The sequence below is a fragment of the Pseudomonas sp. B40(2017) genome (assembly GCF_002112855.1).
Classification (GTDB): domain Bacteria; phylum Pseudomonadota; class Gammaproteobacteria; order Pseudomonadales; family Pseudomonadaceae; genus Aquipseudomonas; species Aquipseudomonas pharyngis.
In genome coordinates this window covers 230,383-246,088 of sequence record NZ_NEIT01000008.1, presented here as the reverse complement: position 1 = coordinate 246,088, position 15,706 = coordinate 230,383, and the positions used below count along the sequence as shown (strand labels likewise).

General features: G+C 61.1%; 10 protein-coding genes. 6 read left to right on the top strand and 4 right to left on the bottom strand.

Going from position 1 to position 15,706, the window contains the following annotated elements:
* Window positions 1-4: 4 nt before the first annotated feature.
* Both CAF76_RS23835 and CAF76_RS23830 read right to left on the bottom strand, forming a co-directional pair.
* Window positions 5-334, bottom strand: a complete 330-nt coding sequence (locus tag CAF76_RS23835) for a hypothetical protein (protein WP_007950969.1) — start codon at window positions 332-334, stop codon at window positions 5-7.
* 244 nt (window positions 335-578) lie between these two features.
* Entirely contained in the window at window positions 579-3,017 is a 2,439-nt protein-coding gene (locus CAF76_RS23830; protein ID WP_085648731.1) for a Lon protease family protein, read from the bottom strand.
* Between the two features lie 300 nt (window positions 3,018-3,317).
* Between CAF76_RS23830 and CAF76_RS23825 the strand changes: the two genes are divergently transcribed.
* The 4 genes from CAF76_RS23825 to CAF76_RS23810 all read left to right on the top strand — a co-directional run bounded on the left by CAF76_RS23825 (window position 3,318) and on the right by CAF76_RS23810 (window position 6,758).
* Entirely contained in the window at window positions 3,318-3,806 is a 489-nt protein-coding gene (locus CAF76_RS23825) for a DUF3015 domain-containing protein (RefSeq protein ID WP_007950971.1), read from the top strand.
* 92 nt (window positions 3,807-3,898) lie between these two features.
* Window positions 3,899-5,752 (top strand): DUF4105 domain-containing protein, encoded by a 1,854-nt coding sequence (locus CAF76_RS23820; RefSeq protein ID WP_039771730.1) that lies wholly within the window; start codon window positions 3,899-3,901, stop codon window positions 5,750-5,752.
* A gap of 84 nt (window positions 5,753-5,836) precedes the next feature.
* Entirely contained in the window at window positions 5,837-6,193 is a 357-nt protein-coding gene (locus tag CAF76_RS23815; RefSeq protein ID WP_085648730.1) for a hypothetical protein, read from the top strand.
* Window positions 6,194-6,263: 70 nt separating this feature from the next.
* Window positions 6,264-6,758, top strand: coding sequence for a GreA/GreB family elongation factor (locus tag CAF76_RS23810; RefSeq protein WP_085648729.1), 495 nt, complete (start codon window positions 6,264-6,266; stop codon window positions 6,756-6,758).
* 10 nt (window positions 6,759-6,768) lie between these two features.
* Here the strand turns inward: CAF76_RS23810 and gdhA are convergent, their stop codons facing one another.
* Together gdhA and ettA are read right to left on the bottom strand one after the other, a co-directional pair.
* A complete protein-coding gene (gdhA, locus tag CAF76_RS23805) occupies window positions 6,769-8,106 on the bottom strand; it encodes an NADP-specific glutamate dehydrogenase (protein ID WP_085648728.1) in 1,338 nt (445 codons plus the stop codon).
* A 192-nt stretch (window positions 8,107-8,298) separates the two neighbouring features.
* Complete coding sequence (ettA, locus tag CAF76_RS23800; protein WP_007950976.1) at window positions 8,299-9,963, bottom strand: energy-dependent translational throttle protein EttA; 1,665 nt, start codon at window positions 9,961-9,963, stop codon at window positions 8,299-8,301.
* Window positions 9,964-10,249: 286 nt separating this feature from the next.
* On the opposite strand from ettA, the gene CAF76_RS23795 reads away from it, so the two are divergent.
* Complete coding sequence (locus CAF76_RS23795) at window positions 10,250-14,098, top strand: EAL domain-containing protein (protein WP_064599550.1); 3,849 nt, start codon at window positions 10,250-10,252, stop codon at window positions 14,096-14,098.
* Between the two features lie 240 nt (window positions 14,099-14,338).
* A complete protein-coding gene (gene glyA / locus CAF76_RS23790) occupies window positions 14,339-15,592 on the top strand; it encodes a serine hydroxymethyltransferase (protein WP_075948374.1) in 1,254 nt (417 codons plus the stop codon).
* Window positions 15,593-15,706: the final 114 nt, after the last annotated feature.

Genomic DNA, 15,706 nt, shown 5'->3' with positions numbered 1-15,706 from the left:
CACTCTAGTGATCGAAAGTGCCGATGCTGCGTCCGCGTCCACCGTTGATCTGCCGCAACTGCGCCTGCAGATGCAACGACCAGATCTGTGGATCATTGGCCAGTTCATAGCCGTGCATCGTCAGGCTTTCAACGATGGTGTCGAGAATCGACTCGGCGGCGATCGGCCCGTGAAACGGGCCCTGGGCCTTGATGGCGGAAGGTTGTTCACCGGCCATGCCGGCGGCGAAGAGCAACGTCCACATGCCGTTATCGCCGGCCAACGGCTTGATGGCGCATTCGATACGGGTCACGAGACCCAGGCACTGACGGGTGAGGCAGAGGTTGCGCGACATGGCGGCGACCCTCGGTAAAGCCGGTGTTCAGCCCTTGCTGAAGAGCTGTTTCGATCCAGTGATACTGTCGATGTCCTTGAGCAGAGAATAGAAGAAAAGTCCGCCGCGCAAGCCGCACAGAACCAGAAGGCGCCGAATGGTCATTGTGTGAATATTGACGCCAGACTGATGGCACTTTTGCCGACGTTCGCGACAAAACAAAAACGGGAGCCCAAGGCTCCCGTTTTTTTTACTGCCGCCTGACTTAAGCAGGCTTGGCCTCCGCCAGCGCCTCCTGCGCCAGTTCCTTTTCGGCCTCTTTCAGATCCTCTTCACTGATCATCTCGGCAATCACCCGCAGGCGCTCCACCACCCGCGCATTGACGCTGCCTTCCGGGAATTCGCCCTGTTCGTTCGGCTCACCGGCCGGCTCGCCTACCAGCAGGCTCAACGCTTCGTCGGCCTGACGCACCGCGTAAACGTGGAACTGCCCTGCACGCACCGCCGCCAATACTTTTTCATCAAGCATCAGCGTGGCAACGTTGGCCTGGGGAATGATCGCGCCCTGCTCGCCCGTCAGCCCGCGTGCTTCGCAGAGACGGAAGAAGCCTTCGATCTTCTCGTTGACCCCGCCCACCGCCTGCACTTCACCGAACTGGTTGATCGAGCCGGTGATCGCGAAGCATTGCTTGAGCGGGGTTCTCGACAACGCCGAAATCAGTGTGCACGCCTCGCCCAGCGACGCACTGTCGCCATCGACGTAGCCGTAGGATTGCTCCAGCGCGATGCTCGCGGAAATCGCCAGCGGGAATTCCTGGGCGTAACGGCTGCCCAGATACCCGGTGAGGATCATCACGCCCTTGGAGTGGATTGGCTGACCGAGATTGACCTCCCGCTCGATGTCGACGATGCCGCTGCCGCCCGGGTACACCGTGGCGGAAATCCGCGCCGGCACGCCGAACGCCGAGTCGCCGACTTCGAGCACGGTCAGGCCGTTGCACTTGCCGACTGCGGCGCCGTCGGTGTCGATCAGAATGATCCCCGCCAGCATGTCGTCGAGAATCCGCGCCGACACCCGGCCGGTGCGGGTGGCCTTGGCCTTCAGGGCACGCTCGATGTGGCCGGCGTCGGTCATTTCATCGTTGGCCAGATGCCGGATGAAATCCGCCTCGCTGACCAGCTGGAACAGATCGCCGATCCGCGCTGACAAACGCCCCTGGTGCTCGGCCAGACGCGCGCTGTAAGTCGCCAGACGCGCCACCGCGTCGGCGGTCAATGGCGCCATGCCTTCTTCCGAAGTGCGGGTCTTCAGCAACTGGGCGAACTGTTCCAGGCTTTCGTCGACCATCGGGATGTCTTCGTCGAAGTCCACCAGAACGCGGAACATCTCCTGGAAATCCGGATCGAGGTCCTGCAGCGTGTAATACAGCTGACGCGCGCCGATGATGATCACTTTGACCTGCAACGGAATGTGCTGCGGGTTGAGCGTCATGGTGGCGAAACGGCCCATCTCGCCCAGCGGCGATTCCATCTTCAGCTTGCGCGATTGCAGGGCGCGCTTGAGCGCATCCCAGACAAACGGCTCGCCGAGCATTTTTTCCGCTTCAAGAATCAGGAAACCACCGTTGGCGCGGTGCAACGCACCCGGACGCAACTGGCGATAGGTGGTGTAGAGCGCGCCCTGATCGGTGGTGTACTCGATGCGGCCGAACAGGTTTTCGTAGGTCGGATGCGGCTCGAAGACCACCGGCGCACCGCCGCTGGCCGGATGGCCGACCACCAGGCTCGGCGCATATTGCTCTTCCAGCAGCTTGCGCGCGACGGCGTCGGTCTTGCTGTCATCGACCAGTTGCTCGACCACGGTTTTCAGCAGATAGACCTGCATCGCTTGCAGGTAACCGCAGACGGCCGCATTTTCCGCGTACTTTTCCGACAGCGGTGCGAGCAAGGGCTGCAAGGCCAGAGTGATGGTTTCTTCGTTGAGCTGACGCAGCTGGTTGCTCGACTCGCGCTTCCATTGCGGCAGGCTGGCGAGCTCTTCGTTCAGGCGCTCTTCGAGGCCGGAGATGTCGTCATGAAAACGCTCGCGTTCGGCCTCCGGCAACTGGGCGAACTCGGCTTCGTCCAGCGCCTTGCCTTCGAGCATCGGGGTGAAGGCGATGTTGCTGCTGTCGCGGTACAGGGCGACGTCTTTTTCCAAAGCCAGACGTTCGATGACATCCAGTGCCTTGTCGTAGCGCTGGTTGAAGGCGCGGTCGATGGCGCTTTTCTTCTGCTGGTAGGACGGGTGCTCGAACACCGCAGGAAAGGTCGCCAGCAGGTTGTCGATGAGGCCGTTGATGTCGCCGATGAAAGCAGCGGCGCTGCCCGATGGCAGCTCCAAAGCGCGGGGTTCGCGCGGCTCATCGAAATTGTTGACGTAGACCCAGTCCGCCGGGGTCTGCAGGCGTTTGCCTTCGGCCTTCAGGTAGCGTTTGACGAACGAGAAACGGCCGGTGCCGGGCTCGCCCATGACAAATACGTTGTAACCGGGGCGTGGCATGGCCACACCGAACTGCAAGGCTTCGACCGCACGTTCCTGGCCGAGCACACCGCGAAAGGGCTCCAGATCATTGGTGGTAGTGAAGCTGAACTGTTCAGCGGAAAACGGACGGGTCAGCGCTTCGGGCGCTAGACGCAAGCTGGCAGCAACAGGATCAGGCATCGGGCTTCCTTAACAATCAGGCGGGGCAGATAGCGGCATTCTGGCGCTGCCCGAGCCCCACTGGCAAGGCGCGCCACACGACAAAGCATAGACAACCGCCCTGCACGCGGCGCCGCCCCGTGAAACCGGGGTTTATTCCAAATATTGTGCAAAAACTCACGGAACCCTCGGAACGTGCCTAAACTCCAAACTGCGCGGCTGGAACTAATACCGGCCCACTGGCTTCGTCTGGATCTGTTTCGTACAGAGCTTGGGGGCCAGAACCCTGTCCATTGGTATGCACACAAAGAGAACAAAGCTATGAAACGGATTCTTCTCGGTACTCTCTTCACCGCTGTATCCATCAACGCCATGGCGCAAGCTCCAGGCGGCCCGGATTGCGGTTGGGGCAACATGCTGTTCGAAGGTCAGCGTGGCACCCCGGCACACTTCCTGGCATCTACCACCAACGGCACCTCCGGCAACGCGACGTTCGGCATGACGTCCGGCACCAACGGCTGCTCCACCAACGCTTCGCTGACCTATGGCGGCAAATCCTGGTTTGCCATGAATGGCATGATGAACGAGCTGTCCGAAGACATGGCAAAAGGCAACGGCGAAGCGCTGACGACCTATGCCGTGGTACTGGGCGTGGCGCCGGAAGACCGTGCGCACTTCGCCGCCGTCACTCACGAGCACTTCCAGCAGATCTTCAGCAAGGCTGACGTGACCGCTGAAGACGTGCATACCAACACCCTGGCCGTTCTGAAGGCAGACCCACGTCTGGCCAAGTACGCGACTCAGGCTTAAGCTCGACCCACCCGCTTCCTTCGGGAAGCGGGTTTTATTTTTTCGGCCCGCCCTTCCTGGGCTTTGTTTCTTTTCGACTTAAGTTGCCATTTATGCTCAAACGCCTTGCCTGGCTGGCGCTGTGTGTCTGCGCCCCGCTGTCCGCCGCGCCTCACATCGACCCTCAACGTTTGCAGCAACTGGCCAACGACCGCTTCTGGATTTCCCTCGGTCATTACGAAACCGCCAAACTCGGTGGCTGGCGCAGCTACGTCAGCGACAAAAAATTCTTCCTCGCCCCCGACGGCAACGAACACCCCGACCATGAACTGGCCGCCACCGTGCAGGCGTTGTACGCCCCGGCCAGTCTCGGTGAGCGACACGCACAGTGCGTTTACCCGGCACGCACCCGCTGGTTGAAAGATCAACTGAACCTGACCGACTTACCGGCGCCGGACTGCGCCGAATTCAAGAAATGGTTCAAGGACGTCTCGCCCCACAGCGCAGTGATGATTTTCCCGGCAGCCTATCTCAACAGCCCGTCGTCGATGTTCGGCCATACCCTGCTGCGCATCGACCAGGCCGACGTGCAGAGCGACAAGACTTCGCTGCTCAGTTACGCGATCAACTTCGGCGCCTACATCGAAGGCTCGGACAACAGCATCCTGTACGCCTGGAAAGGCCTGATGGGCGGTTATCCGGGATTGTTCGCGCTGGTGCCCTATCAGGAAAAACTCTCGGAATACCGCAGCCTGGAAAACCGCGACCTGTGGGAATACCGGCTCAATCTGACGCAAGCCGAAACCGCGCGCATGGTCGAGCATGTGTGGGAGCTGAAGCAGATCCAGTTCGACTATTTCTTCTTCGATGAAAACTGCTCCTATCGCCTGCTCGAACTACTGCAGGTAGCGCGCCCAAGCCTGCGCCTGACCGAGCAATTCCCGCTGACGGCGATCCCCACCGACACCGTCAAAGCAGTGAAGGAGGCCGGACTGGTCGAGCACATCGAATACCGTCCGTCCCGCGAGCGCGAATTGCTCAGCCGCGCCGAGCCCCTGAGCGGCGAAGAACAGGACTGGGTGCTGAAAGTCAGCGCCGACCAGCAGCAACTTCAGGACCCAGCCTTCCAGGCCCTGCCCCGGGATCGCCAGGCGCTGATTGTTGACGCGGCGTATCGGCTGGAGCGCTACCGCGCCAACGGCCAGGAGCGTGATCCACAGCGAGCGCAACGCAGTTTCGAATTGCTGCGAGCGATCAACAAGAACCCGGCGCCGGAGCTGCAAATTCCCCAACCGGGTCTGCCCGAAGACGGCCACGAATCGCGCACCTGGCAGGCCGGTGTCGGCACTCGCGGCGATCGCGCGTTTGGCGAGTACGGTTTGCGCATGGCCTATCACGACCTCAACGACAACGCCGAGAGTTTCCCCCTCGGCGCGCAGATCGAAATCCTGCAGATGAAGCTGCGCCAGTACGAAGGTAATCACTGGCAATTCCAGCAACTGGATCTGGCGACCATCCGCTCGCTGACACCGCGCAATGCGCTGTTGCAGCCGTTGTCGTGGCAGGTCACCGGTGGTCTTGAGCGTGTACCGGGCAAGCATGATGACGAGACGCTGGTCAGCCACGTCAACGGTGGCGGTGGCGGCACGTGGGCGCTGGGTGACGATGTGCTGGGTTTTGCCCTCGGCACCGTGCGCGTTGAACACAACAATGATTTCGCCGAGTTCGTTTCCCCCGCAGGCGGTTTCAATACCGGCGTTTTGTGGAAAAACCCGTTGGGCAATCTCAGCCTGGAGGCCAAAGGCGATTACTTCTTCAATGGTGAAGTGCGCCGTAGCCTGAGCCTGAATCAGCAGTGGGAACTGTCGCGCAACCTCGGCCTGCGCCTGAGCGCCCAGCGTGAGTTCAGCCATCTGGCCACGCCGGAGACCGAAGTGATGCTGGAAGTGAAGTGGTATCACTACTGAGGTTTTGATCTTTCTTTCACGCCCCATCGACGAATCCGCTTCTAGACTTTCCCTATCAGCCGTTTAACGGCCCGGGAGAGTGTGATGTGGCGGTGTGCGGTGTTCGCGGGCGTGTTGCTGTTGCTGGGTGGCTGTCAGAGCACCCACCAAGACTTGATTGCCAAGGGTTATCCACCGGCGTTCGCCGACGGTTTCGATGACGGGTGCATCAGCGGTCGTCAGGCGGCCGGTTCGATCAGCGGCGAGTTTCGCAAGAACGTGCCGCGCTATCTCAAGGACAAGCAATACGCCGAGGGCTGGAGCGACGGCTTCCGTCAGTGTCAGGCGATGCTGGAAAACAAGGATCGCGAACAGTATCGCAACGAGCACTGGGACGAACGCGAGCGCGCCTGGCAGCAGGAGAAGGATCAGGGCGCCGCGCGGGCTTATCGTTCGCAGTAGGTCGCTTCCAGACATCCAGCGAAACCTTTTGCCTGCGACCATGGCCCAACGGCTATAACAGGAGCCCACCATGAGTCGCGCTTTCGTCAACGAAGACAACGCTGCTGCGCAAGCCGATCAGCCGGTCGAGCGGCAGGTCAGCACACAGCCCAATTACGTCACGCCGCAAGGGTTTGCCCAGTTGCAGGCGAAAGTCGCCGAGCTGCAAAGCCTGCACGCCGAGCAGTCGGCCAAGGGCGAACAGGCTGACAAACAGCGGCTGGCCGATCTCGAACGGGATTTGCGTTATTTCAATCAACGGGTCGGCAGCGCTCAGGTCGCACCGGCCCCGACATCTACCGACAAAGTGCAGATCGGCAGCTGGGTGACCTACGCCGACGAACACGACACCGAGCACCGGGTGCAACTGGTCGGTGAAGACCAGGCCGATGCGGCCAACGGCCTGATCAACTGGGCCTCACCGCTGGGCCGTGCGCTGCTTGGCGCGCGGATCAACGATGAAGTGCTGTGGCAGCGCCCGGCAGGCGATCAACTGATCGAAGTGATCCGCATCGAGCGCTCTTGAACCCGGTTGCTTAAACCACGCCTTGGGCGAGCATCGCGTCGGCGACCTTGACGAAGCCGGCAATGTTCGCGCCTTTGACGTAGTTGATCCGGCCGTTTTCCTCGCCGTAGTGCACACAGGCGTGGTGGATCGACTGCATGATCCCGTGCAACTTGCTGTCCACTTCGCCCCCGGTCCACAGCAGGCGCATGGCGTTCTGCGACATCTCCAGCCCACTGACCGCCACGCCGCCGGCATTCGAGGCCTTGCCCGGCGCAAACAGAATGCCGGCCTCGATAAAGATATCCACAGCCTCAAGGGTGGTCGGCATGTTCGCGCCCTCGGCCACGCAGATGCAGCCGTTGCGCAGCAAGGTGCGGGCGGATTCGGCGTCGAGTTCGTTCTGGGTCGCGCATGGCAGCGCGATGTCGCACGGCAACGACCATGGCAGTTGACCGGCGCGGAACTCCAGGCCGAAGGCGGAGGCCAATTCGCTGACCCGCCCACGCTTGACGTTCTTCAGTTCCAGCAGCGCCAGCCACTGTTCTTCGCTCAGGCCCGCCTCGCAATACAGCGTGCCTTCGGAGTCGGACAGGGAAATCACTTTGCCGCCCAGGTCCATCACCTTGCGGGCTGCGTATTGCGCGACGTTGCCGGAACCGGAGATCGCCACACGCTTGCCTTCGACGGTCTGCCCGCGACGCTTGAGCATTTCCTCGGCGAAGTACACGCAACCGAAACCGGTGGCTTCCGGACGGATCAGACTGCCGCCGTAGGTCATGCCCTTGCCGGTCAGCACGCTGGTGAACTGGTTGCTCAGGCGCTTGTACTGGCCGAACAGGAAACCGATTTCCCGGGCGCCGACACCGATATCGCCTGCCGGCACGTCCACGTCGGCACCGATGTGCCGGTACAGCTCGCTCATGAATGCCTGGCAGAAACGCATGACTTCGGCGTCGCTCTTGCCCTTCGGATCGAAGTCCGAGCCACCCTTGCCGCCGCCCATGGGCAATGAGGTCAGGGAGTTCTTGAAGGTCTGTTCGAAGGCGAGGAATTTCAGCACGCCCATATTCACCGAAGGATGGAAGCGCAAGCCGCCCTTGTACGGGCCGATGGCGCTGTTCATCTGGATGCGGAAACCGCGATTGACCTGCACCTTGCCCTGATCGTCGACCCACGACACCCGGAACACCACCGCCCGCTCCGGCTCGCAGATGCGCTCCAGAATCCCCGAGGTCAGATAGTGCGGATTGGCTTCAAGAAACGGCCACAGGCTGCGCAGGACTTCTTCGACGGCCTGGTGGAATTCGGGTTGATCCGGATCGCGTTTTTTCAGACGGGCGAGGAAGGATTCGACGGATTCGATCATGGGAAAAGTCTCGGCAGATTTGTTGTCGTTGGAAGCGATTGAGCCGGACTGTAACAAACGATCTGTACACAGCAACAGACAAAAATGTCGCATTTATGAAAACAAATAGTACACAAGGTATAAAACAGTCTGCATTGCAGGCAAAAAAAGCGGAGCCCGAAGGCTCCGCTGTTTCATGCAACCAACCCGTAATCAGGCCAGTTTCTTGTGGCGTACCCGGTGTGGCTGGGCCGCTGCTTCGCCGAGGCGCTTTTTGCGATCGGCTTCGTACTCGGTGTAGTTGCCTTCGAAGAACACCGCTTGCGAGTCGTCTTCGTACGCCAGGATGTGAGTTGCGACGCGGTCAAGGAACCACCGATCGTGAGAGATCACAATGGCGGCGCCCGGGAAGTCCAGCAGGGCTTCTTCCAGGGAACGCAGGGTTTCAACGTCGAGGTCGTTGGACGGTTCGTCGAGCAGCAGGACGTTGCCGCCCTCCTTCAGGGTCAACGCCAGGTGCAGACGACCGCGCTCACCACCGGACAGGTCCTTGACGAACTTCTGCTGATCGCCGCCCTTGAAGTTGAAGCGACCGACGTAGGTACGCGACGGGATCTCGTAGTTGCCGATGCGGATCTGGTCGGAACCGTCGGAGATCTGCTGGAACACGGTCTTGCTGCCGTCCAGGTCCTCGCGGCTCTGATCCACGCAGGCCAGTTGCACGGTTTCGCCGATCTCGATGCTGCCGGAGTCCGGGGTTTCCTTGCCCATCAGCATGCGGAACAGGGTCGACTTACCGGCACCGTTACCGCCGATCACGCCGACGATGGCGCCTTTCGGCATGGAGAACGACAGGTTGTCGATCAGGACGCGATCGCCATAGCCCTTGGTGACGTTCTTGAATTCGATGACCTTGTCGCCCAGGCGCGGACCGGCCGGGATGTAGATCTCGTTGGTTTCCGAACGCTTCTGGAATTCCTGCGACTGCATTTCTTCGAAGCGTTGCAGACGAGCCTTGGATTTCGACTGGCGGGCCTTGGCGCCTTTGCGCACCCACTCCAGTTCTTCCTTCATGGCTTTTTCGTGGGCCGATTGCTGCTTGGATTCCTGGGCCAGACGATCGGACTTGGCTTCCAGCCAACCCGAGTAGTTGCCTTCGTAAGGAATGCCCGCGCCGCGGTCGAGTTCCAGAATCCAGCCGGCAACGTTGTCCAGGAAGTAACGGTCGTGCGTGATCGCGACCACAGTGCCCGGGAAGTCGTGCAGGAAGTGTTCGAGCCAGGCAACGGAGTCGGCGTCCAGGTGGTTGGTCGGTTCGTCGAGCAGCAGCATGTCCGGGGCGGACAGCAGCAGACGGCACAGGGCCACACGACGTTTTTCACCACCGGACAGGTGTTCAACCTTGGCGTCCCAGGCCGGCAGACGCAGCGCATCGGCGGCGACTTCCAGCTGGCGCTCCAGGTTGTGACCGTCGCTGGCCTGCAGGATCGCTTCGAGCTTGGCCTGTTCGGCGGCCAGCTTGTCAAAGTCGGCGTCCGGGTCGGCGTAGGCGGCGTAGACCTCGTCCAGACGCGCTTGCGCATCCTTGATCACGCTGACCGCTTCCTCGACCACTTCACGCACGGTCTTGGTCGGATCCAGTTGCGGTTCTTGCGGCAGGTAACCGATGTTCAGTTCCGGCATCGGGCGCGCTTCGCCTTCGAACTCGGTGTCGACGCCGGCCATGATTTTCAGCAGCGTGGATTTACCCGAACCGTTGAGGCCGAGTACGCCGATCTTGGCGCCGGGGAAGAAAGACAGCGAAATGTTTTTCAGGATTTCCCGCTTCGGCGGAACAACTTTGCCCAGCCGATGCATGGTGAAGACGTATTGAGCCATGGAGAACCTTGGGTCAGTGACAGATGAATGATTGGAGCGCAGGCGATGCCCGGCCAGACCGATGCGCGTCGTTCACTTGATGGTCATCAATGCGTGCGCGCTGAAAAAGTCTGAGTCTAGGAGCTGGAACGCTCCCGCGTAACCGGCAAAGCTACCTTAATGACGGAAGGCAGTCCAGCCGAGTGGGGCTGGCACTTCGCCACAACTCAAGGCATGCTAGCCGCCCCTTGGGCGTCCGGCTTATAGTGCACGTCGCGCCAGTCCAGCCAGACCGCAGGATTACAGCTTGTCCAACGTCACTCCGCCAGCCTCTGTGAGCAGCACCCAACCGGCGCCCGGCTCGTCCCTGCGCGGAACCTTGAAAGGCGCGCTGGCGACGCTGGTGCTTTTGCTGCTGGCGCTGCTGTTCTGGCAACTGCTCGATCAACTGCGTGAAACCCAGAAAAACCAGCGTCAGTACACCATCGACTACACCGCCGACCTCGCCGCTCAGGTCAGCCTGAACATGGCGCTGAACGCGCAGATCGCCCTCAACCTGCTACCGATCGTCGAACAACCGCAGTCGGCCGACGAACAGCAGGCACTCCTGCGCAAACTTCAGAAATCACTGCCCGACCTGCGCAGCCTGGCCCTGCTCAGCCCGTCCGGAAAGATCCTCAGCGACAGCGCCGCCGACAGCCATGACGCCGATTACCTCAGCGATCTGGTGCGCCGCAGTCGCGCTCAGGCGCATTACTTCAGCAACGACGAAGACGGTTCGGTGGTGCATCTGCTACTGCATCAGGCCAGTGGCAGCACTCGCGGTTACTGGGCGCTGCGGCTGACACCCACCTTCTTTAAAGCACTGACCAAACAAGGCGAAACAGGCATCCGTCCTCTGTGGCTGGTGGAAAACCGCATCAACCATCAGATCATCAGCCGCGACGAAGCAATGCCCATCGGCAGCACCAGCGTCCTGACCCCGGACGATCTGGCCAACAGTGTGCTGACCGTGCCGCTGAGCAGCAGCGACTGGCAACTGCGTGGCCTGTTCGACCGCCAGCATGTGCTCGAACAACTGCTGCCGGCGTTCATCGGCAAATGCCTGTTGGGCCTGGCGCTGTCGCTGCTGCCGTTTATCGCCCTGCTCAACATGCGTCGCCGTCAGCGTCAGGTGCATGAGGGGCGTCGGCGTTATCAGGATATTTTCGAAGGCACCGGCGTGGCATTGTGCGTGCTGGATCTTTCGGGGCTCAAACAGGTTTTCGAAAGGGCCCAGATCCAGACCAGCGACCAGCTCAAGGCTTGGCTCGACCAGCCGGCACAGCGCCAGCAATTGCTCCACGAACTGCGGGTGACCGAGGTCAACCAGGTCGCGCTGCAACTGCTCAACGTCAATTCCTGCGACCACGCCTGGCAACTGTTGATCGACGGTCAGCCGCACAGTCAGTGCGCCATCGGCAATCAAGTGCTGGACGCCGTGCTCCAGCAGCAAAAGCAGCTGGAACTGGAAATCAAGTTGCCGGACATCAATGGCCGCGACCAGCACCTGTGGCTGGTGCTGCGCCTGCCTCAGGAACAGCACGACTACAAGGCCGTGATCCTGAGCATCAACGACATCACCAGCCGCAAGCTGATCGAACTGTCGCTGCTGGAGCGCGAAGGTTTCTGGTCGGATGTGGTGCGCACCGTGCCGGATCATCTGTATGTGCAGGACGTGATCAGCCAGCGGATGATTTTCAGCAACCACCACCTCGGCCAGACCCTGGGCTACAACCGCACCGAGCTGCATCAGATGGGCGAGTATTTCTGGGAAATTCTCCTGCACCCGGAAGACGCCGACTATTACCATCGCTCGCGGCAGATGCAGCGTCACGCCGGTTACAGCCAGTTGCTGCAATGTCAGTTGCGCTTCCGTCATCGCGACGGCGAGTGGCGGCGCTTCGACATTCGCGAACAGGCGCTGGCTCGGGACAAACACGATCAGGTCACGCGGATCATCGGCGTGGCCAAGGACATCACCGAGCAGATCGAAGCCAGCGAGTCCCTGCGCGACAGCGAACAACGCTACCGGATGCTCGCCGAAAGCATCAGCGACGTGATTTTCTCCACCGACAGCAAGCTCTCGCTGAACTACGTCAGCCCCTCGGTGCAGGCAGTGCTGGGCTATGACGCCGAATGGATTTTCCAGAACGGCTGGCAGTCGACCATCGCCAACCCGCAGCAACTGAGCGGCATCTATCACCTGATGGATCGCGTCAGCAAAGCCCTGGGCAAACCCGAGCAACTGGTGATTTTGCGCAGCCAAGTGCAGACCCAGCTGTTCCTGTTCGACTGCCTGCGCGCCGACGGCCGCAAGATCCCGATCGAACTGCGCCTGGTGCTGGTGTGGGACGAGCATGGCGCCTTCGAAGGCGTACTCGGGGTCGGTCGCGACATCAGCCAGCAACGCCGCGCCGAGAAAGACCTGCGGATGGCGGCCACGGTATTCGAGCACTCGACCTCGGCGATCCTGATCACCGACCCGGCCGGTTACATCGTGCAGGCCAACGAGGCATTCAGTCGGGTCAGCGGTTACGCGGTGGGTGAAGTGCTCGACCAGTTGCCGAACATGCTGACCGTCGACGAACAGCAGGACGCACACCTGCGCTACGTACTCAAGCAGTTGCATCAGCACAGCACCTGGGAAGGTGAAGTCTGGCTCAAGCGCCGCAACGGCGAGCACTACCCGGCGTGGGTCGGCATCACCGCCGTGCTCGATGACGAGGGCGATCTGGCCAGTTACGTGTGTTTCTTCAGCGACATCAGCGAGCGCAAGGCCAGCGAGCAGCGGATCCACCGCCTCGCCTACTACGACGCCCTGACCCACCTGCCGAACCGCACGCTGTTCCAGGATCGTCTGCACACCGCGCTGCAATCGGCCGAACGGCAGAAGTCGTGGGTGGTGCTGATGTTCCTCGACCTCGACCGTTTCAAACCGATCAACGACTCCCTCGGCCACGCCGCCGGCGACCGCATGCTCAAGGACATGGCCACGCGTTTGCTGGCGTGCGTCGATGATGACGACACCGTGGCGCGAATGGGCGGCGACGAATTCACCCTGCTGCTGCAACACCGCTCCAGCCGTGAAATGGCGCTGAACCGTGCGATCCACGTGGCCGAACAGATCCTTGGCAGTCTGGTACGACCGTTCGTACTTGAGGGACGCGAGTTCTTCGTCACCGCCAGTATCGGCATCGCCCTGAGCCCGCAGGACGGCAACGAACTCAGCCAGTTGATGAAGAACGCCGACACCGCGATGTACCACGCCAAGGAACGCGGCAAGAACAACTTCCAGTTCTATCAGGCCGACATGAACGCCAGTGCGCTGGAGCGTCTGGAACTGGAAAGCGATCTGCGCCACGCCCTGGAGCAGAACGAATTCGTGCTGTATTACCAGCCGCAGTTCAGCGGCGACGGCAAACGCCTGACCGGCGCCGAAGCCCTGCTGCGCTGGCGTCATCCGCGTCGCGGGCTGGTGCCGCCGGGGGATTTCATCCCGGTGCTCGAAGAACTCGGGCTGGTGGTGGACGTCGGCGACTGGGTGATCAGCGAAGCCTGTCGCCAGCTCAAGACCTGGCACCAGAGCCGCGTGCGCGTGCCGAAAGTCTCGGTGAACATCTCGGCGCGGCAGTTCTCCGACGGCCAGCTCGGCACGCGGATCGCCACCATCCTCAAGGAAACCGGCCTGCCGCCGGCGTGCCTGGAACTGGAGCTGACCGAAAGTATCCTGATGCGCGAAGTCAGCGAGGCGATGCAGATACTTGCCGGCTTGAAGAACCTCGGTCTGAGCATCGCGGTCGACGACTTCGGCACCGGTTACTCGTCGCTGAACTATCTCAAGCAATTCCCGATCGACGTGCTGAAGATTGACCGCACCTTCGTCGATGGCCTGCCGTCCGGCGAGCAGGACGCGCAGATCGCCCGGGCGATCATCGCCATGGCCCACAGCCTGAATCTGGCGGTGATCGCCGAGGGCGTGGAAACCCATGAGCAACTGGACTTCCTGCGCGAGCATGGCTGCGACGAGGTTCAGGGTTATCTGTTCGGGCGGCCGATGCCGGCGGGACGGTTCGAGGCGCAGTTCAGCAATGATGCGCTGTTCATGTTCGACTGAGACTTTGTGGGGAAGCCATCGCCAGCAGGCTGGCTCCCACAAGGATTGATGCCGATCAGGGAATTTGCAGGCTATCGCGATTACTGTGGGAGCCAGCCTGCTGGCGATTTGGCCGGCACAATCACCGTATATCCACGCATGAACGCCACTTGTCTGCGACATGATGTCGTTTCATATGCCATCCAAAACCCGTTGGGTTAGAATGCCCCCCTTTTCTGCCCCCGATCCTTGAGGACCGCCATGTTCAGCCGTGATTTGACTATTGCCAAGTACGACGCCGATCTTTTTGCCGCCATGGAGCAAGAAGCCCAGCGCCAGGAAGAACACATCGAGCTGATCGCTTCGGAGAACTACACCAGCCCAGCGGTGATGGAAGCTCAAGGCTCGGTACTGACCAACAAGTACGCCGAAGGCTACCCGGGCAAGCGCTACTACGGTGGTTGCGAGTACGTCGACGTTGTTGAGCAACTGGCCATCGACCGCGCCAAGGAACTGTTCGGCGCCGACTACGCCAACGTTCAGCCGCACGCCGGTTCCCAGGCCAACGCCGCTGTCTACCTAGCCCTGCTGTCGGCCGGCGACACCATCCTGGGCATGAGCCTGGCTCACGGCGGTCACCTGACCCACGGCGCCAGCGTGTCCTCCTCCGGCAAGCTGTACAACGCCATCCAATACGGCATCGACGCCAACGGTCTGATCGACTACGACGAAGTCGAGCGCCTGGCTGTTGAACACAAGCCGAAAATGATCGTGGCCGGTTTCTCTGCCTACTCGCAGATCCTCGACTTCCCACGCTTCCGTGCCATCGCTGACAAGGTGGGCGCGTACCTGTTCGTCGACATGGCTCACGTGGCCGGTTTGGTCGCCGCTGGCGTCTACCCGAACCCGGTTCCGTTTGCTGACGTGGTGACCACCACCACCCACAAGACCCTGCGCGGTCCACGGGGTGGCCTGATCCTGGCTCGCGCCAACGCCGACATCGAGAAGAAGCTGAACTCCGCCGTATTCCCGGGCGCCCAGGGTGGCCCGCTGGAGCACGTGATCGCCGCCAAAGCGATCTGCTTCAAGGAAGCCCTGCAGCCTGAGTTCAAGGCTTACCAGCAACAAGTGGTGAAAAACGCCCAGGCCATGGCCAGCGTGTTCATCGAGCGCGGTTTCGACGTGGTTTCCGGCGGTACTGAAAACCACCTGTTCCTGCTGTCGCTGATCAAGCAGGAAATCTCCGGTAAAGACGCCGACGCCGCTCTGGGCAAAGCGTTCATCACCGTGAACAAGAACTCCGTGCCAAACGACCCACGCTCCCCGTTCGTTACCTCCGGCCTGCGCTTCGGTACTCCGGCCGTGACCACTCGCGGCTTCAAAGAGGCTGAGTGCAAAGAGCTGGCCGGCTGGATCTGCGACATCCTGGCAGACCTGAACAACGAAGCGGTGATCGACGCCGTTCGTGAGAAAGTCAAAGCCATCTGCAAGAAACTGCCGGTGTACGGCGCTTGATTGCGACGTAAAACCGCAGCATGAAAAACCGGCCAAGTGATTGGCCGGTTTTTTTTTCGCCCGGATTTTTTCAAACGCTTGAATCGCTCAAGAATGGGACTTGCCGCCCAGCTG

Bases quoted from the DNA above. Each gene is read 5' to 3' on its own strand.
- CAF76_RS23810 (WP_085648729.1), top strand. From the start codon at position 6,264: ATGAGTCGCGCTTTCGTCAACGAAGACAACGCTGCTGCGCAAGCCGAT.
- gdhA (WP_085648728.1), bottom strand. From the start codon at position 8,106: ATGATCGAATCCGTCGAATCCTTCCTCGCCCGTCTGAAAAAACGCGAT.
- CAF76_RS23825 (WP_007950971.1), top strand. From the start codon at position 3,318: ATGAAACGGATTCTTCTCGGTACTCTCTTCACCGCTGTATCCATCAAC.
- glyA (WP_075948374.1), top strand. From the start codon at position 14,339: ATGTTCAGCCGTGATTTGACTATTGCCAAGTACGACGCCGATCTTTTT.
- ettA (WP_007950976.1), bottom strand. From the start codon at position 9,963: ATGGCTCAATACGTCTTCACCATGCATCGGCTGGGCAAAGTTGTTCCG.
- CAF76_RS23835 (WP_007950969.1), bottom strand. From the start codon at position 334: ATGTCGCGCAACCTCTGCCTCACCCGTCAGTGCCTGGGTCTCGTGACC.
- CAF76_RS23820 (WP_039771730.1), top strand. From the start codon at position 3,899: ATGCTCAAACGCCTTGCCTGGCTGGCGCTGTGTGTCTGCGCCCCGCTG.
- CAF76_RS23815 (WP_085648730.1), top strand. From the start codon at position 5,837: ATGTGGCGGTGTGCGGTGTTCGCGGGCGTGTTGCTGTTGCTGGGTGGC.
- CAF76_RS23830 (WP_085648731.1), bottom strand. From the start codon at position 3,017: ATGCCTGATCCTGTTGCTGCCAGCTTGCGTCTAGCGCCCGAAGCGCTG.